General features: G+C 63.0%; 12 protein-coding genes. 10 read left to right on the top strand and 2 right to left on the bottom strand.

Annotated features, from left to right (window positions below):
- Positions 1-97: 97 nt before the first annotated feature.
- The 7 genes from ACFB49_RS08525 to ACFB49_RS08495 all read left to right on the top strand — a co-directional run bounded on the left by ACFB49_RS08525 (position 98) and on the right by ACFB49_RS08495 (position 10,454).
- A complete protein-coding gene (locus ACFB49_RS08525; RefSeq protein WP_380878435.1) occupies positions 98-2,023 on the top strand; it encodes a serine hydrolase domain-containing protein in 1,926 nt (641 codons plus the stop codon).
- Positions 2,024-2,431: 408 nt separating this feature from the next.
- A complete protein-coding gene (locus ACFB49_RS08520) occupies positions 2,432-3,910 on the top strand; it encodes an ATPase domain-containing protein (protein WP_380878432.1) in 1,479 nt (492 codons plus the stop codon).
- A 7-nt stretch (positions 3,911-3,917) separates the two neighbouring features.
- A complete protein-coding gene (locus tag ACFB49_RS08515) occupies positions 3,918-6,440 on the top strand; it encodes an ATP-binding protein (protein ID WP_380878429.1) in 2,523 nt (840 codons plus the stop codon).
- Between the two features lie 225 nt (positions 6,441-6,665).
- A complete protein-coding gene (locus tag ACFB49_RS08510) occupies positions 6,666-8,318 on the top strand; it encodes an FAD-binding protein (protein WP_380878427.1) in 1,653 nt (550 codons plus the stop codon).
- A 135-nt stretch (positions 8,319-8,453) separates the two neighbouring features.
- Positions 8,454-8,816, top strand: a complete 363-nt coding sequence (locus tag ACFB49_RS08505; RefSeq protein ID WP_380878424.1) for a hypothetical protein — start codon at positions 8,454-8,456, stop codon at positions 8,814-8,816.
- Positions 8,813-9,898, top strand: coding sequence for an alpha/beta fold hydrolase (locus tag ACFB49_RS08500; protein ID WP_380878421.1), 1,086 nt, complete (start codon positions 8,813-8,815; stop codon positions 9,896-9,898). The genes ACFB49_RS08505 and ACFB49_RS08500 overlap by 4 nt, the downstream gene beginning before the upstream one ends.
- A 1-nt stretch (position 9,899) precedes the next feature.
- The gene (locus tag ACFB49_RS08495) at positions 9,900-10,454 is read left to right on the top strand and encodes a GNAT family N-acetyltransferase (RefSeq protein WP_380878418.1); all 555 of its coding nucleotides are present in this window, start codon (positions 9,900-9,902) and stop codon (positions 10,452-10,454) included.
- On the opposite strand, the gene ACFB49_RS08490 is transcribed toward ACFB49_RS08495, so the two are convergent.
- Positions 10,439-11,218 (bottom strand): esterase/lipase family protein, encoded by a 780-nt coding sequence (locus ACFB49_RS08490; RefSeq protein ID WP_380878415.1) that lies wholly within the window; start codon positions 11,216-11,218, stop codon positions 10,439-10,441. The genes ACFB49_RS08495 and ACFB49_RS08490 overlap by 16 nt on opposite strands.
- 441 nt (positions 11,219-11,659) lie before the next feature.
- Between ACFB49_RS08490 and ACFB49_RS08485 the strand changes: the two genes are divergently transcribed.
- Genes ACFB49_RS08485 through ACFB49_RS08475 form a run of 3 tightly spaced genes read left to right on the top strand, consistent with a single transcriptional unit; the run spans position 11,660 to position 17,976 of the window.
- Positions 11,660-15,031, top strand: a complete 3,372-nt coding sequence (locus tag ACFB49_RS08485) for a hypothetical protein (protein ID WP_380878412.1) — start codon at positions 11,660-11,662, stop codon at positions 15,029-15,031.
- On the top strand, positions 15,028-16,944 hold the full coding sequence (locus tag ACFB49_RS08480) for a caspase domain-containing protein (RefSeq protein ID WP_380878410.1): 1,917 nt from the start codon (positions 15,028-15,030) through the stop codon (positions 16,942-16,944). The genes ACFB49_RS08485 and ACFB49_RS08480 overlap by 4 nt, the downstream gene beginning before the upstream one ends.
- A 9-nt stretch (positions 16,945-16,953) precedes the next feature.
- A complete protein-coding gene (locus ACFB49_RS08475) occupies positions 16,954-17,976 on the top strand; it encodes a S1 family serine peptidase (RefSeq protein ID WP_380878407.1) in 1,023 nt (340 codons plus the stop codon).
- A gap of 15 nt (positions 17,977-17,991) precedes the next feature.
- Here ACFB49_RS08475 and ACFB49_RS08470 read toward each other — a convergent pair whose 3' ends face one another.
- Entirely contained in the window at positions 17,992-18,279 is a 288-nt protein-coding gene (locus tag ACFB49_RS08470; RefSeq protein ID WP_380878405.1) for a hypothetical protein, read from the bottom strand.
- Between the last annotated feature and the right edge of the window lies 1 nt (position 18,280).

Genomic DNA, 18,280 nt, shown 5'->3' with positions numbered 1-18,280 from the left:
TATGGTCAAATCATCGGCTTTCGTTGCGCTCGCTCTCGCCGGCATATCGGCTTCCGCATTTGCTCAACCCACCCCTCAGGCGGCATCCGCGCCTCAGGTGGCTTCTGCTTCCCCGTCCGTCCAGTCCGATCGCCCCGGCAAGACGCCTTCGGGCGCCACCTTCACGTCCCCGGCCGGCTGGAACGCTGCAGACAAACCCGCGCTCATCGAGCTGGCCGCTCCCGAGAAAGATCTTCGCGTGGCACTGGTCGATGTCGGTAAGGCGGCCGATGCCAGCGCCGCCGCGGCGGCAGCATGGAAGGTCTGGGCGCCGGACAAGGCCCGCGCGCCCAAGCTCGTCACGGCGCGAGCGCCGCGCAACGGCTGGGAGGACCGCGCGGTCGTCGATTATGAGACCAGCCCGAACGAAAAGCGCGTGATGTACGCGATCGCCTACCGCGCGGGCACGAACTGGACGGTGGCGATCGTCGACGGGGCCGAGGCGACTGCGGAGAAGCGGCTGGCGGCTATTGGCCTCGTCACCCAGAGCCTTCGTCCTGCCGGCTATAGCCGGGAAAGCTTCGCCGGCCGCACGGCCCACTCGATGGACGCGGCACGCATCGAACAGCTGAAGGCATTCGTCGCCCAATCGATGAAGGACCTGGGCATCCCGGGGGCATCCTTCTCCCTGACTACCCGTGAAAAGACGATCTATTCTACCGGCCTGGGCGTTCGTCTGCTCGGCGATGCCGCCCCGGTGGATGGCGACAGCCAGTTTCTCATCGCCTCCAACACCAAGGGCATGGCCACGCTCTTGCTTTCCAAGTTGGTGGATGAGGGCAAGCTCCGCTGGGATGAGCCGGTGACGCAGGCCTATCCGCCGTTTCAGCTAGGTAGCCCGGCGACCACGCAAAAGGTGCTGATCCGTCACCTCGTTTGCGCCTGCACGGGGCTGCCGCGCAAGGACATGCAGGTCATCCTGAATTCCGATCCCAAGGCGGCTGCGTCGGATGCCTTCGCGCAGCTCGCCTTGACCGAGCCGACCAGCGGCTTCGGAGAGGTGTTCCAATATAATAATCTGATGGCGGCCGCGGCCGGTTATGTCGGCGGACATCTCGTCCATCCCGAAATGGGGCTCGACGAGGCCTTCTACCGTGCGATGGACGAGAAGGTGTTCGGGCCGCTTGGCATGACCGCAACCACCTTCGATTTCGATCGTGCGATGAAGAATGATTGGGCACGACCACATGCCGACCAGATCAACGCCCAGCCTGCGCCGATCCTGGATGCGGGCATGAAGCTCAACTTCGCTTTCACCCGTTACGCAGGGGCGGGCGGGGCCTGGTCGACGGCGAACGACCTGATCAAATATGTGCGCTTCGAATTGAACGAGGGGAAATTGGACAACGGCACGCAATATGTGTCGGCGAAAAACCTGCTTCAACGCCGTGTCGCCAATGTGCCGGTGGGAGAGGATCGCACCTATGGCATGGGGTTGCAGACCGACAGCGACTATGGGGTGGCGGTGGTTCACCATGGGGGCAGCCTGGCCGGCTACAAGAGCGACATCCTGTTGATCCCGTCGGCCAATATCGGGGCTGTGATCCTGACCAATTCGGACAATGGCCAGTCGCTCCTTCGACCATTCATGCGCCGTCTGCTCGAACTGCTCTATGACGGAAAGCCGGAAGCGGCCGGCGATGTTGCTGCGGCGGGCGTGCGACTGAAGGCTGAGATCGCGAAGGAGGCCGAGCGGGTGTCGGTAACGCCCGATCCCGCCGCGGTCGCAGCGCTGGCATCGGCCTATTCCAATCCGGACCTCGGCCCCATCACGGTGACGCGGACGGGCAATGGCGTAGATTTCGCCTTCCGTACCTTCTCCAGTGCGATGGGTACCCGCAAGAATGATGACGGGACGACCAGCTTCGTCGCGCTCGACCCAACGATGCTATTCTTTCCGCTCGTCGTTGGGTCGGAAGACGGCAAGCCGATCCTGATTGCGCGTGATAGCCAGCACGAGTTCAAATTCGGCGCGGTGAAATAGTTTACGCACAGGGTGGAGGCGGCGGGTGTGGGCCTCCGCCCCCACAGCGGTGATTCCCAGAATATGGCTTCAAGCTTTTGACAGATTCCTATTTTTGGGGCGGCTGCTTCAGGTGCGCGCTTGCGCTGGCCGGCTTGTCTTCTCGTCGCGCACGAACCGCATCGAGCAGCGTGCGTGCCGCGTTCCGACTTCTTCCTGGATCGCATGGCCTCGGATCGGGATCGCTTGCAGTCCAAACTCCCGCTCTTCGTAAAGCGCCATTTCCACCCCAGGCCCCGACGCGCCGTTCATAGCGATTGAGGCGCGCGACAGGGATCGATCACTCTTCCAGTGCATTAAGGCAGATCAAGTCTGTGACGCAGCCGAATTGATATGCGTGCGGCGGTGGTAAGAGGCGAGGTAGGTCTGATGGCGAACTGCGCGACGGGCGTGTCGGGGCTGGATGAAATCTTGGTGGGAGGTCTTTCGAAAGGTCGCTTGTTTCTCCTGGAAGGAAGTCCGGGAACGGGCAAGACCACTTTGGCCACCCAATTCCTTCTTGCCGGCGTCGAAGCCGGCGAAAAGGTGCTCTACATTACGCTTTCAGAGACCGAGGAAGAGCTTCGGGACGGCGCGGCATCGCATGAATGGGCGTTTGGTGAGCAGTTCGTCATCTTCGAGCTCGTGCCGCCGGAAAGCCTGCTCAACGAGGAACAGCAGCAGAGCCTTCTCTATTCGTCCGACCTTGAACTGGGCGAGACCACGAAGCGCATTTTCGAGGTGTTCGAGCGTGTGAAACCATCGCGGGTCGTGCTCGACAGCCTTTCCGAGATCCGCCTGCTCGCGCAGAGCTCGTTGCGCTATCGTCGGCAGGTTCTGGCGTTGAAGCATTATTTTTCACGCAACGATGCAACCGTGCTCATGCTCGACGACCTCACTGCCGACCAGTTGGACAAGACGGTTCACAGCGTCGCCCATGCGGTGATCCGCCTGGAAGAACTATCGCCGACTTATGGCGCGGAGCGGCGACGTATGCGGGTTCTCAAATATCGCGGTCGTCGTTATCGCGGCGGCTATCACGACTTCGTGATCGACACCGGCGGCATTCGCGTCTTTCCGCGGCTGGTTTCTGCCGAGCATCGGTCTGCTTTCCTACGCGAGACCGTCCCGATCGATAATGCCCCGTTGAACGCACTACTTGGCGGCGGCCTGGAGCGGGGCGCGAGCAACCTGATACTCGGACCTGCCGGTACAGGAAAATCGCTGATCACACTCAGCTTCATCAAATCCGCCATTTCGCGCGGCGAGAACGCCGCGATATTCGTCTTCGACGAAGAGCTCGGCTTGCTGTTCGAACGCTGCAAGAAGATCGGAATTGATCTCGAGGCCATGACCCGTGACGGCAAGCTGGTTGTCGAACAGATCGATGCCGCCGAGCTGACGCCGGGCGAGTTCTCCGAGCGCGTTAGGCGCTGCGTCGAGACCCACGGCGCCCGGACCGTCGTCATCGATAGTCTCAACGGCTATCAGGCAGCAATGCCCGAGGAACAGGCACTGGTGCTGCACATGCACGAGTTGCTGCAATATCTGAACCGTCAGGGCGTTACGACCTTCCTCACTGTCGCGCAGCATGGACTGGTCGGCGATATGAAGGCGCCGGTCGACGTGACCTATCTCGCCGACACGGTAATTTTGCTTCGCTATTTCGAGGCGTTGGGACGGGTCCGCCGCGCCATCTCGATCGTTAAGAAGCGCACCGGCACACACGAGGACACGATAAGGGAATTCATGATCGGCCAGAACGGCATCACCGTCGGCGAACCGCTAACCGGCTTTCAAGGCGTTTTGCGCGGCGTCCCCAGCCTGGTGAGCAATAGTCCCGAACTGCTCCATACGAGTAAAGCGTGAGACGGATTTGAACCGCACACTTTCCGAGGGCGCCGCCATTCTCGCGCCGCATGGCCGCGACGCCGCCGTTGCCACGTCCATTTTACGCGAGGCAGGTCTGGCAGCTACGATGGTGCCAGATGTGGCATCACTGGTGCAAACTCTGCGCACTGGCGCGGCCTTCGGGATCGTGACCGAGGAAGTGCTGCGTGGCGTAGATCTTCGTGAACTCGCCGGGTTCATCGCCGACCAGGCAGAATGGTCGGATTTCCCGTTCATCGTTCTCACCGCCCGCGGCGGCGGCCTGGAGCGCAACCCGGCTGCGGTACGTGTGCTGGAGACGCTCGGCAATGTGACCTTTCTCGAGCGTCCGTTTCATCCGACGACGCTGGTAAGCCTCGCCCGCGCGGCGCGGCGCGCTCGACTGCGGCAATATGAGGCGCGCAGCAGGCTTGAGGAAATTCGCGATGGCCAAGAGCGCTTGCGGATTGCCTTGAGGGCCGGGGGACTGGGTGCCTGGTCGATGGAGATACCCTCCGGCTTGCTCGGCGTCTCTCCGGAGGCAGGGGCCCATCACGGACGGGAGGATGTCGAATTCACTTATCTGGACTTGCTCGCCAAGATCCTTCACCCGGACCGCGATGGTACACGCGCGGCGATGACCGAGGCGATCGCGTCGGGTGCCGACGTTGACATCCAGTATCGATGCCGTTGGCCCGACGGATCAATCCACTGGATCAAGGTCAATGGGCGGCTGGAGCGCGACAATCTCGGTCAGCCATTGCGGATGGTTGGGGTCACCCAGGACGTCACGGTGCATCGCGAGGCGGATAGCCGGAGAATGGCGCTTATCGCTCTTGGCGACGGACTGCGGCAGCTCAGCGACCCGGCGGATATGTCGTTTCTGGCGACCAAGATTCTGGGTGAGACGTTCGGCGTCAGTCGCGCGGGTTACGGTATTATCGACCCTGTTTCGGAGACAATCGCCATTGAGCGCGACTGGCAACTGCCCGGTATCGATAGCCTCGCGGGCATCCTCAACTTTCGTGACTATGGTTCCTATATCGACGACCTGAAACGTGGCGAGACGGTCGCAATCGCAGATGCGCGTCTGGATCCGCGTACATCCGAGACGGCTTCTGTGCTTGAGGCCATCCATGCTCGTGCAGTTCTCAACATGCCTGTTGTCGACCATGGCGATTTCGTCGCACTGCTCTATCTCAATCATGAGGAGCCGCGCGCCTGGAGCGACACCGATCTGGCGTTTGTCCGGAATGTTGCCGATCGCACGCAGGCCGCCATCGAAAGGTGCCAGGCGGAAATCTCCCTGGCCGAATTGGCGGCCTCGCTCGAGCGTCAGGTCGAGGAGCGAACCCGGGAAAATGAGGTGGCCCAGGAGCAGCTGCGCCAGGCGCAGAAGATGGAAGCGGTCGGCCAGCTGACCGGTGGCATTGCGCACGATTTCAACAATCTGCTGACGGGGGTCGCAGGCGGTCTCGAGTTGATGCAGATGCGGATTAGCCAGGGGCGCGCTGGCGAAGTCGAGAAATATCTCGAAATGGCGCAGGCAGCAACGAAGCGAGCTGCGGCCCTGACGCATCGTCTGCTTGCTTTTTCACGACGCCAGACGCTGGATCCGAAACCCACCGACATCGACCGGCTAGTTGCCGGTATGGCGGAGTTTTTGAATCGATCGGTGGGACCCACAATCGAAATCGACATGCGCCGGACGGACGACCTTTGGACAGCACTTATCGATCCCAACCAGCTCGAGAACGCGTTGCTAAATCTTTGCATAAACGCTCGCGACGCGATGCCGGACGGTGGATCCATCACCATCGAAACGCATAATGGTACGGGGCCAAGCGGCAGGGCGGGTGGAACTGCCGAGTTTCCGCCCGGCGACTATGTTGTGCTGTCGGTTGCCGATACGGGCACCGGCATGACGCCCGAGACGATCGAGCGCGCGTTTGACCCATTTTACACGACCAAACCTCTGGGTGAAGGAACTGGGCTGGGTCTGTCGATGATCTATGGCTTCGTCAAACAATCCGGTGGTCATGTCAGGATCGAATCCGAACTGGGCAGTGGCACGACCATGAGCTTGTATTTCCCGCGGGTGAATTCGGAGGAGGAGGGCGAAAACAGTAGCGAGCGACAGGGAAGAGAGCTCCCACCGGCAGAAGGGGAAACGGTGCTTGTTGTCGATGACGAGCCGGCGATCCGTACCCTGATCACCGACGTCCTCAAGGAACTGGGTTATAAAACGCTCGAGGCGACTGATGGAGCGGAGGGACTCGACCTTCTCCGGAAACAACAACATGTCGAGTTGCTGATCACCGACGTCGGACTGCCGAAGGGGATGAACGGCCGTCAGTTGGCGGACGCAGCGCGTGTCGATCGACCAGAACTCAAGATCCTGTTTATCACGGGTTATGCCGAAAGCGCGGTGATGGGCAGCAGCAGGATGGAAGCGGGTATGCACGTCCTCACCAAGCCCTTCGCCATGGACACGCTTGCGGGTCGCATTCGCGAGCTCATTTCGGGTTAACGCGGTCCTGAAGAGGCCGCCGCGCAGAACATGGCAACGTCAAAACCCACCTTCCTAACGCCGGGTGATACTTCAACGCCCGGTGACCGCCGGCTGTTATGGGGCAGCCCACCCTAGGACATCTTGGAGTAGCTTCCGGCCGAAAACTACAGTGTCCCTAGCGCCATGGAGGGGGCGATGGCGATCGCCCGATACTCCGGAATCGAATGGCGAGGGACATGGACCATGACTGAAGACTTCAATTGGGATCTGGAGGCTGACGTCGTCGTTCTGGGTTCCGGCGGGGCGGCCATGACGGCGGCGATTTCCGCGCGTGATTTCGGTGCCGGCGATGTGGTCATCCTGGAAAAATCCGGGATGGTCGGCGGGACGACAGCCATGTCTGGCGGCATGCTGTGGATTCCCAATAACCCCTATCAGCAAGCGGCCGGCATTGAGGATACTGACGACGACATCGTCGCATATCTCGATGCTCTCGCCCCCGGCCAGCTCGACCCCGAAACGCTTGGGGCATTCATGGAGAGCGGGCCGGAAATGATCCGCTACTTCACAGACAGGACGCCCGTTCGCTTCCATGCCTATGCCGACTTCCCCGACTATCAGCCCTATATGCCGGGCGCCAAGCCCGATGGCGGGCGCTCATTGGACAACGAGGCCTTCTGCTTCGAGGAACTCGGCAAATGGGCCACGCGGGTGAATCCCACCAAGATGGCCTATCCGGTGCGCGGCAGCCTGATGGAGGCGATCAACGGCACGCTGGACGAAGCGACACTCGCCGAACGCGAAAAGCATGATTACCGGGGCCTCGGGCAGGCGCTGGCGGGATCGCTGTTCAAGGCGGTGCTGGATCGCGGTATTCCGGTCGAGTTCGAAAAGCGCGCCCGCAAGCTGGTCAAGGATGGTGATCGGGTGATTGGCGTCGTCGCCGAAGACGCCGATGGACGCGACTTCCGCGTGCGCGCCCGCCGTGGCGTCGTCATCGCCACCGGCGGCTTCGAGTGGAACGAAACCCTGGTCAAAACCTTCCTGCGCGGCCCGCTGACGGGGCCGGTAAGCGTGCCGGAGAATGAAGGCGACGGCCTGCTGATGGCGATCGAGGCCGGCGCGCAGCTGGGCAATATGCAGCATGCCTTCTGGCAGCAGAGCGTGCTCGAATTCAAACCCCAGCACCGCGACGCCAAGCCTAACTATTTGCTGGGTTCGGACGAGCGGGCCCGTCCCGGCGCCATCCTTGTCAACCGAGCCGGCAAAAGGTTCGTGAACGAGGCGGCCAATTACAACGCGATGGGCAAGGCGCTGCACGCCTTCGACGCCGGGACCCATAGCTACGCCAATCTGCCCTATTGGCTGATCATCGATCAGCGCTACCGGGACAAGTATCCGCTCTTCAACGCGATGCCGACATCGCCGCTTCCGTCTTTCGTGATGCAGGCGGAAACGCTGGACGAACTGGCGGCGAAGGCGGGTATCGACGCCGAAGGGCTGAAGGCCACCGTGGCACGGTTCAACGAGATGGTCCGCAAGGGCCATGACGACGACTTCAATCGCGGCGACAACACGTACGACAATTTCTACATGTGGGGCGATGCGGCCTTCGATCCCCCCTATCGCACCCTGGGTGTTATCGATCAGGGGCCGTATTATGCGGTCAAGATGGAATCCGGCGCGCTTGGCACGTCGGGCGGCCCCAAGACCAATGGCGACGCCCAGGTGCTGGACTGGAACGGCAACCCGATCCCTGGTCTCTACGCAGCAGGCAACGCGATGGCCGCGGTGCTGGGTGAAGCCTATGGCGGCGCGGGCGGGACGTTGGGACCGGGCATGACCTTCGGCTACATCGCCGGCCGTCATCTCGGCACACATATGCCCAACCACTGATGTTCGCTCCAATCATCAAGGTGCGTCGCGCTGGCGAACATGATGCCGAGTTGGAGCCGGAGCGGGCGGCCCCACGCATTTCCGCTAGGTTGCGGAAAGGCTGTCCGTGGCCGAGGCTGTAGGCGGAGAAAATCGTTGGCCGAGAAATCAGATTTCGATCCGATCGCCGCGTGGCAAGGGTTCGTTTCCCAATGGGAGCGACAGATCAACGACATGTCGGCAAGTCTGAGCGCGAACGAAACCTTTGCCGGATCGATGAATCAGTTCGCAAAACTGTCTTTCGCCGCCCGCAAGAATGTCGAAGACCATCTGGATCGCCTCGCGCGTTCCGCGCAGCTTCCTACGCAGGCACAGATAAGTGAGGTTCTCGATCGGCTCGATCGCATCGAGCAGAAGATCGATGCGCTGGCTTTGGCGGTGGTTCAGACCAAGACGGCGGCTGCGCCATCGACCGCCCAACCGCGACGCACGCGCCAGCCACCGGATTCCGCGACTTGAACGCCAGCGCGGAGAATTTCGATTCCAGCGCGGTCGGCGATCGGGTCCGCCGCGAAATTGATCGCGCGATCCAGCGTAACATCAAGGGCCTCGAATTCCTGACCGCGCCGCGCCAGCCGGTCGGCGCAATGGCGAGCGACCTCCTCATCCGCCGGGGCACGATGGCGCTCTACCGCTACCGGCCGGTGAGCGACGAGGTCTATCGCGTACCGCTGCTGATCGTCACGCCGCCGAGCAACAAGGGCTATATCTTCGATCTCGCAAGCGGACAGAGCTTCATGGAGTTCATGCTCCAGCGGGGCTATGATATCTATCTGCTCGACTGGATGCCGCCACGCACCGACGAGGCGAAACTGGCGCTCGAGGACTATCTGCTGGACTTCATTCCAGCCTCGATCGAGCGGATCGGCGAAGAGACGGGCGAGCGCGAGGTTACGCTCGGCGGCTATTGCATGGGCGGGACATTGGCGGTGATGTATGCGGCGCTTGGCGAGCAGAACCGCATCGCCAACCTGCTCTGCTTCACCACGCCGATCGACTTTCGCCATATGCGACTGTTCCGCGTCTGGGCCGATCGCGAGCATTTCGACGTCGACCGGCTTGTCGCCACGCTGGGCAACATCCCGCCCGAACTGGTGCTCGGCGCGTTCGATCTGATGCGTCCGGCCAACCGGACGGCGGGCGTCATCAATCTCTGGGCGAACATGTGGAACGACGATTTCGTCAAATCCTACCGCATGTTCGACCGCTGGTCGGCGGAGACGCTGCCGATGCCCGGCGGCTATTTCCGGCAGATCGTCAAGCACCTGCTGTGGGACAATGCGCTCGTCGAAGGGCAGATGGAGATTGGCGGCCGCCCGGTGGACTTGCGGGCGATCACCGCGCCGATCCTGAGCATCGTCGCCGAGCATGACCACGTCGTCGCGCGTGAAGCGGCCGCACCGTTGCTCAGCCTGACGGGCTCGAACGACTGCGAGGAAATCTTGACCAAGGGCGGTCATGTGAGCGTCGTCGCCGGGCCGAGCGCCGTGCGGCGCCTATGGCCCTCGATCGACGCATGGCTCGGCAGGAGATCGATCTGAAATGAACGCCGTGACGACAGATCAAGCCATTGAGGTGCGCCCGATGAGCGCCGGCGACGCACGCGCGATCGTCGCCTTTGCCGAGGCGCTGCCGCTGATCGACCTCCTCTTCCTCCAGCGCGACATCCGCGTCGACAAGGTCGTATCCGCCTGGATCGAGCAGAATGAGCGCGGGCTGATCCGCAGCCTGCTCGCTTATTCGGGCGAGGAGCTTGTCGGCTGCGCCGCGGTGGTGCGTGATGCGCTGAGCTGGTCGCCCCATGTCGCCGAAATCCGCGTGCTCGTCGCCCAGGGAAACCGCGGCGCCGGTATCGGCCGACGCCTGGCCCAGGAGGCGTTCGCGCTCGCCGTCGCCGATGGCGTCGAGAAGCTGATCGTCCGCATCGTTCCCGAACAGCGGGGGGCGATAGCGCTGTTCGAGGAGATGGGCTTCCGCGTCGAGGCGATGCTGCGCGATCATGTGCGCGATGCCGAGGGCGCGAAGCACGACATCGCGATCCTCAGCCTGGACGTGCTGCGCCAGGGTAGACAGCATCTGGCCTATGGGCTGGGCTGAAGGGCGGCCGCGGGAGGATAGAGGAACCCGAATGCCTGCGGAGGCGTGAAGCGCCGCCACGCGCCTTCCGGCTGTGCAAGCCGATCGGCAATCACGTGCAGCACCGCCGGGTTCACGACCATGCCGAAATGGCTCGAATGCACTTCGACATTCTCGTTGATCGCATCTTCCGTCCCGACGCAGTTGCGCCAGGCGGCAATGCCGTCTGACTGGCTGAACACCGCGGTCGACGGGACAGGCAGCGCCGCTCCACCGTTGGCATAGCGCGCGCGCGTCTGGGGTGAGGCAATGATGTTGCCGCTCAATGCCTCATAGAGCCCGCGGATCGCATTGGCCGACGGGTCACCCGAGAACGGGCTGGCGAGGCTGACGACGGTGCGAACCAATTCCGGCACGCGCCGCGCGGCCTCGCGCGCGATTACGCCGCCAAGGCTCCAGCCGACCAGGCTGACGGCGCGCTTGCTTTCCCGCCGCAAGGCCTCGACGCGCGCGGTGATGAGTTCGCCTTCCTGACCGACTGTCCGGTGATCGAGGTTCCAGCCAAGATCCCAGCTTCGGGCATCATAGCCTTGCTGCGCGAGGAACAGACGCAACAGGGTGGTGGCGTGGTCGTTGGTCGCGAACCCGGGGAGGACGAGCACGACATGGCCGTCGCCGCGCGGCGACAAGGCGAGAAGCGGTGCCAGAGCGAGCAATCCGAGCGCTTCCATGCCGGCGCGCCAAGGTTCCGCCAATGTCAGCAGCTTTGACGGCGGCTTGATCAACGCCGCCTCGGCGGTCTTCCCGCGGCTGTGTATGTCGTGACTGCCTGTTTCATTTCCGAATGATAGGGAACGGGCGCGGCGGGCACATCAGGAATTAGAAGCGCCTATCGAAAAGGACAGCCGCGCTATCTGCTTTGCATGGAATGGTGGGCCACGCGGACGACCGATTTCAACAGGCACACTGCCAGTTCGTTAGATGGGGACGCCCGATTTCAGCATCTTGCGGCCGCTCGTGGCCGAAGATCGTCCTTCGAAATTCCATCTTTGCCAACCGACGGGGTAAGTTTAGCATTACGGGCGATGCTGGACCGGAGTTCCAGAGATGGCCAATGTCGATCATGTGCTTTCGATATTGCTGACGAAATATGTGCCACACGCGGGTAAGCGGCCGCATTCATCCACAGCCGGGCGATGACGGTGCCGCGGCTATGGCGAGGTTCGTTGGAAGACGTACCGCCGCCACCGGGCCACCATCTGCATATTGGCGGACGCAGGGTGCTGATGGGCCTGCTGTGGATTGGGGCTGCAGCAATCGGCATGAACGCGACTGCGGGGGCCGCGTCACAAGGCTCGGCGCAGGTCGCGCAGCCGCGGATCATCGTTCAGAATGGCCACGCCGCGGCCATTTCCGCGCTGACCTGGACGCGTGATGGCAAGTTCGTCCTCACGGGCTCTACCGACGGGCAATTGTTGATCTGGGATCTCGGCGGCAACATCGTCGACCGCATCCAGCTCGGCAACCAGCGCGAGCGAACCGTTGTCGAGCGGATCAGCGTCAATGCGGACGGCCGCGGTGCGGAAGTCGTCGAACTGAAGTTCGAGGACATGTTCGATAATGGCGTGGGCAGCGTGCTTCACCGGCGGACCTACAGCGTCCGTTTCGGCGATGCCGTGGCGTCGCAGGTGTCCGACGAACAGGTGGATCCGCCATGGGCGGCGGGAACGTCATTTCTGGACGGCTCGCTCGCCACGAAGCGGGCGTTGTTCATGCGAGCCGATTGGCCTCGATCATCACTGGGCTGGACGATCGAAAGACGCGGGGAAGCTTTGGCCATCCGCCCGCCTGACGCCGGCGCGCGATCCGTGAACCTCGTCGGCGCCCTGGGCCCCGCCCCGGATGAGGGTGACAAAAGGCTGGAGGCCAAGGCGCGGCGGATCGAGCAAAAGGCACGCGACCTCGATAGGGCTCAGGAAATCAGCACGGCGAATGACGAGGCCTGCCGGACGCAGCAGAAGCAATGCAGGTCGGCGGACGAACTCAATGCCTTGTTCAAGAGCAGTGCCGCGTCCGGCAGCGTCGAGATCGATGGCACCCATCCGCCGCTCTTTGCACCGGGCGGGATGCGGATCGCCTGGTTGGACACAGGTGCAGGAGCGGGCGCCACGCTGCACAGCCTGGATCTCGGCACAGGCGCTGCCCCACCGGCCGTCAAGCTGGGTACGCTCTCGCCCGCGAAACTGAGGGGCTGGACGTCGCCGACGATCCTGGCCGTCGATGATAAAAGGCTGGCGGATACGGATACGGGGCACGTTTCCACGGTCACCGCGCAACCCTGTCCGCTGGAAATGTCCGGAGACCTGGGTGCGGCTGGAAATCCGGATTGTTCGCAACATGCGGCGGAAGCTGCCGCGGCGAAGGGGGAATATGGCGTCCGGCTTGAGGGCGGTCCGGTCGTCCAGGCCTATGACCGCCAATCGGGAAAATATCTGTGCACCGCTGTCATCGACGAGGGCGAAGAGGTCGCCTCCGCCCGCTCCCTGGCGAGTTATGACGGACGCGTGATCGCGCTGCAAAGTGCACTCGGCTACACCGAATTGTTCGCGATCACCGACACCATTCTGCGGGCGCCGCCGATCGATTGCGATCAACTTCGTACCCGACGCGGCTATTCGGCAACCTTGCAATGCGACGCCAATGCCGCAGCGCTTCATGCCCGCAAATGCCCGACCAAGGGCGCATTCGCCGCGGATCTCGGCCATGTGGGATTTCACCCAACCAAGCCTTTATTGTGGATAGAGGGCAGGGGCGGCACGATCGATTTTCACCGGATTCTACCGAATCTGGATGAACCGGCCACGCCTTTCTTCTCGCTCTACCGGCTGCCCGGCGATCGCTTTTTCGCCATTGATGCCAAGGGGCGGTACGACACCAACCTTGCCGCGGATACGCGGGCGGTACGCTGGGTCCTATCGGACGCACCCTTCCAGTCGCTCGCCCCGCAGACCTTCATGCGCGATTATTATCAGCCGGGGCTTACCCGTCGCTTGCTGGCCTGTGCCGGCGCCGAGCCGACAAGTTGCGATGCCGCTTTTCCCGCCATTCGCCCGCTGGCCGGCATCAACCGGGTTTTGCCGCAGGTCCGCATCGTCAAGGTTCGGCCGGGCGAAACGCCTCGCACGGCGATCGTCTCTGTGGAGATTGCGGATGGCATCGATCCGACCGCGGCCAACGGCAAGACGCGCTCGGGCGTCTATGATGTCCGCCTGTTCCGCAACGATCGGCTCATGCTCCATAATCCGGATCAGGTGTATCGGGACATCGACCAAAGGCAGAAGCAGTTCGATGCGTTTCCCGATACACCCGATGGCGCGGCGCGACGGTTCGAATTCATGAAGTCGCAGCCGGTGCTGGGTGAGCGGCGCCCGGAGGCCGTCGCTGAAATCGCGAGCAAGGATGTGGATGGCTGGCGCCGGCTCAGTCGGGTCGAGCCCGATGCCAAGGGCCATTATCCATTGCTCGACTTCGTGGTCGACCTGCCGACGGCGGCCGGCACCGAAAATTCGCGCTTCTCGGCTTATGCGTTCAACGAGGATCGCGTCAAAAGCGATACCGCGACGTTCGAGTATCGCCGCCCACCGGTCCCGCCGCAGCCGCGCCGCGCCTTCATCGTCACGATCGGCATCGATGCCTATGATGCGCCCCGCCTCGCGCTGCAGTTCGCAGCATCGGACGCGACCCTGCTTGGCGAGCGGCTTGGGACCATACCCGATTTTGAAGTCCGCCGTATCACGCTCGCGGGTACGAAATTGCCCGACGGTAAGACCCGTCGGGTGACGCGAGACGCGATCGAAATATTGCTGAGCGCGCTGGCCGGCGGCGATGCCTCCACCTCGGCCGAATATCTTTCGCAACTCGGCTTCGATGCCTCTTCGCTCGATCGGGTAAGGCCGGACGACATCGTCATAATCAGCTTTTCGGGGCATGGCTGGGCCGATCCCCAGGGCAATTTCTATCTGCTCCCGGCCGACGCCAAATGGCCTGAAGGTGAATTGGCACCCGATGTCTCGACATTGCTCTCGTCGGCAAATCTTTCACTCTATCTGGACGCGATTCCCGCGGCCGAAATCGCGCTGATCATCGATGCCTGCCATTCGGCAGCCAGCGTCGATGCCGGTAATTTCAAGCCGGGGCCGATGGGCGATGCCGGTCTCGGCCAGCTTGCGTTCGACAAGGGCATCCGCATTCTCGCCGCGACGCAGACGGATGACGTCGCGCTCGAAGATCCGGTGCTGCGACAGGGATTGTTGACCTATGCGCTGGCGAGCGAGGGAATCACCGCGACCGGCGGCAAGGCGGATCGCAATGGTGACGGCCGGATCACGGTGGATGAATGGTTCGCCTATGCGGCCAAGCGCCTGCCGTCGCTGAGCGCCGACGCCCGGCTCGGTCGGCTGACGACCGATACATCCGGCGCGCGTGGCTGGGCGCGCGCCAATGCCGGATCAGCCAAGCCCATGGTTCAGGAACCGGCGCTGTTCGATTTCAACGCCGGTGGCAGCAATATCCTCCTGCGCGACAATGTGCGGCCATGACGCGCGGCTGGATCGGCCTGCTGGCAGCCCTTGCGCTTCTACCAACACCGGCCGCGGCGGCGTTACGCGCAGTGTTCATCGGGATCGACCATTACGCTTATTCGCAAACCAAGGTGCCCGAAGCGGATTTCAAGGATCTGAGCGGGGCGGTCAGCGATGCGCGCCATATCAAGGAGGCGCTGCGCGCGGCATATGCGATCGATCTCGATACGGAGACGGCAGGCCAATGCGCATCTGCGAACGCCGTCTCGATCACGCTGGTCAATGAATGCGCGACACGCAAGGCGATATTCGACGCCTGGCAAAAGCAGATCGCCGCCTCGGCCAAGGGCGATACGCTGATCCTGTATTTCGCGGGCCATGGTTCGCAGTTCGTCGACAGCCAGATTTTCGACCAGTCGAGCGGCTATAATGACACGATCCTGCCCTATGACGCGCGTCAGCCGGGCGCGGATGTCGAAGCCGATATTCTGGACAGGGAAATCAAGACCGTCATCGACACGGCGACCGCCAAGGGCGTCAACGTCGTCACCATATTCGACTCCTGCCATTCGGGAACGGCCGCGCGGGACGGCCCGGCCGAGGGGCAAAGCCGCGATGCGCCGCCGCGGCGGATGCGCGGAGTCGTGGCGGCGGGTGCGCCCGTGGCGCCCGGAATAGACGAGGGCTATCGCGTCCATTTCGCGGCGGCCGCGGATGGCGAGGAGGCGCGCGAGGTGGGGGCGGTCGGCAAGCGAGCGGGCGTCTTCACGACCGCGCTCGCGCAGACACTGAGCGTCATGCCCAATGCGGCCTTCGCCGACATTGCAACCGAAGTCCGCCTGAAAGTCGCCGAAACCGGCCACACCGCGCAACGGCCCCAGGCGGAAGGTGCGCTGACGGCGTCGATGGGGGGCGGCGAGCGTCGCATCCCGCTGCTCACCGCCGTCAACGACAGGGGCGCGATCTGGCTAGCCGGTGGGCAACTGAACGGGGTTACTGCCGGCTCTACTTATGCCTTGTTCGCCAAGACCGGCGACGCGTTGGATGATGGCGCCAAGCCGCTGGCGACCGGGCAGGTTTCGAATGTGGAGACCGCGCGCGCGACTTTGACGATCGATCCGCCGTCCGCGAGCCTTCCACCACAGCTGATCGCGCGGGAAACTGCTCATGCCTTCGGTGAGGAAGTGCTGCTCGTGCGTAACAGTGCGGCCCCGGAAGATAGCGCGGCCATCGCGACGATGCTGCAAGCGATGAAGTTCGTCCGGGTGGCGCCATCCGCGCCCTTTGCGATCGTGCCTACCCGTGACGGATATAAGCTTGTGGGCGCCGACGGGATTGCGGTGGCATCGCTTGGCTCCGCCGCCGCGGCTGACTTCTCGAACCGGCTGAGGATCGCGCTTCAGAAAATTGCGCGTGTTCAGGTGCTGCTGGCGCTGCGCTCCGATGCCACGCGCGCCGACGTGCAATTCTGCATCGGCAACGACCTCGACGCCAACGCCTTCGCCTGCAAGGCCGTGCACCAGTCCGATGGGCCCGTGCTCAAGCTCAACGCCAATGCCAAGCTGATCGCGATCAACCGCGCGGCCGAGCCTCGCTATATCTATGTGTTCGCGATCGATGACAGCTTCGCGGTCAATCTTGCCGTGCCGGATCATGGCGGCCTGGATTCAGCGGTCGCGCCGGGCCGGCCGATCGTCGCGTTCGGCAAGCCGGACAGCGAGGGGCGGCTGATCTTCCTGACATTGTCCACCGATCAGCCCATCAACGCATCGGTGCTGGAACAGAGCGGTGCCGGCGCGCGAGACCCTGCCGCCTGCAATTCGATACTGGCGCGGGCGCTTTGCGCGGCACAACAGGGCGCTCGCGATCCGGCGGTCCCGCGGGTCGGAAACTGGACGGCGGTCGTGACCCAGGCGATCATCAGGAAATAGGTGGATCAGATGCGATATATTCTCGGTCCGATCATGATCGCGCTGCTTGCCGTGCAGGCCTCAGCACAGGACGTGCCGGTTTCCGAAGCGCATGATCCCACTGCCGCCGCCGATGCGGCCGAGCCGCCTGCTCCAGATCCCGATGATGACGGCGGCCGGATCGTTGGCGGCTATCCCGCAAAGGCAGGCAGCGCGCCATGGCAAGCGCAGATCTTCGCCAAGGGCGATGCCGAATATACCCAGGCCGAAATCGCGGCGGACCGCGGGCGCACCGATGGTGGGAGCAAGTTCCTCTGGATGAAACCGACCTGGGAACTGAACCACCGTTGTGGCGGTGTGCTGATCGCGAAGGATTGGATCGTGACCGCGGCGCATTGCGCGCGGTTGCCACGAGAGGGCGATTTCATGGCGCAACGCGGTGTTCGGTTGGGAACGCAGGATCTCACCAGTGGGGGCGCCACCTATCGGATCGAGCGCGTCGTGATCCACAAGGCCTATGACCCGGACAAGCATATCCATGACATCGCCTTGATGCGGATCGTGCCGGAAGGGCCACCTGCGACAAATATCGCCCCGATCAGGGTGCTCGGCAGCAAGGCCAGCGACCTTCCGCTCGACGCCAATCCCTTCGTCACCGTCACCGGATGGGGCCTGACGAGCGAGCGAGAGACATCGATGACGATGACGCGCGACATGAAGAGGGTGAACCGCAAGTCGTTCAGGCTGATGGAAGTGGCGTTGACGATCCTGCAGCAATCGGCTTGTGCCACGCGGGCCAGCTACCGGTCGGCCCTCATCCCCGAGACCATCTGCGCCGGATCAAGCGATGGCCGGGATTCCTGCAACGGCGATAGCGGCGGCCCGATGACTCGCGCCGAAGGCAAGGAGCGCGTGCTCGTGGGGCTGGTCTCGTTCGGCTATGGCTGCGGCATCAAGGGGGTGCCGGCGCTCTACGTCAATGCCGGCGCCTATCGGCAGTGGATGACGGACGCGATGAAGCAGGCCCCGGCTGGTCGTATCACCCGATACTGAGTGCTCGACGGCAGATTATTTGTCGTCGCCGCCCGTCTTGTCGTCGCCACCGGTTTTATCATCGCCACCGGTCTTGTCGTCGCCGCCGGTCTTGTCATCGCCACCGGTTTTATCATCGCCACCGGTCTTGTCGTCGCCGCCGGTCTTGTCATCGCCGCCGGTGCGCTGGGAAACCGCGGCATTGTCGTCATCGGGCGCCGTCGCTTTCGGCTCTTTCGCGCCGCAGGCGGCCAACAGCAGAAGTAGCGACGCTGTGGCACCAATCGTAGGAATTCCGCGCATCTGTTTCGCCCCCATGATCAAG

The sequence above is a fragment of the Sphingomonas sp. DBB INV C78 genome (assembly GCF_042693015.1).
Lineage (GTDB): Bacteria > Pseudomonadota > Alphaproteobacteria > Sphingomonadales > Sphingomonadaceae > Sphingomonas_E.
Note: the sequence above shows the minus strand (reverse complement) of the source record. Positions and strands in the feature narration are given on the sequence as shown.

What these genes read in the sequence shown, in the direction of transcription:
- ACFB49_RS08475 (WP_380878407.1), top strand. Translation starts at nt 16,954, where the DNA reads ATGCGATATATTCTCGGTCCGATCATGATCGCGCTGCTTGCCGTGCAG.
- ACFB49_RS08510 (WP_380878427.1), top strand. Translation starts at nt 6,666, where the DNA reads ATGACTGAAGACTTCAATTGGGATCTGGAGGCTGACGTCGTCGTTCTG.
- ACFB49_RS08495 (WP_380878418.1), top strand. Translation starts at nt 9,900, where the DNA reads ATGAACGCCGTGACGACAGATCAAGCCATTGAGGTGCGCCCGATGAGC.
- ACFB49_RS08480 (WP_380878410.1), top strand. Translation starts at nt 15,028, where the DNA reads ATGACGCGCGGCTGGATCGGCCTGCTGGCAGCCCTTGCGCTTCTACCA.
- ACFB49_RS08520 (WP_380878432.1), top strand. Translation starts at nt 2,432, where the DNA reads ATGGCGAACTGCGCGACGGGCGTGTCGGGGCTGGATGAAATCTTGGTG.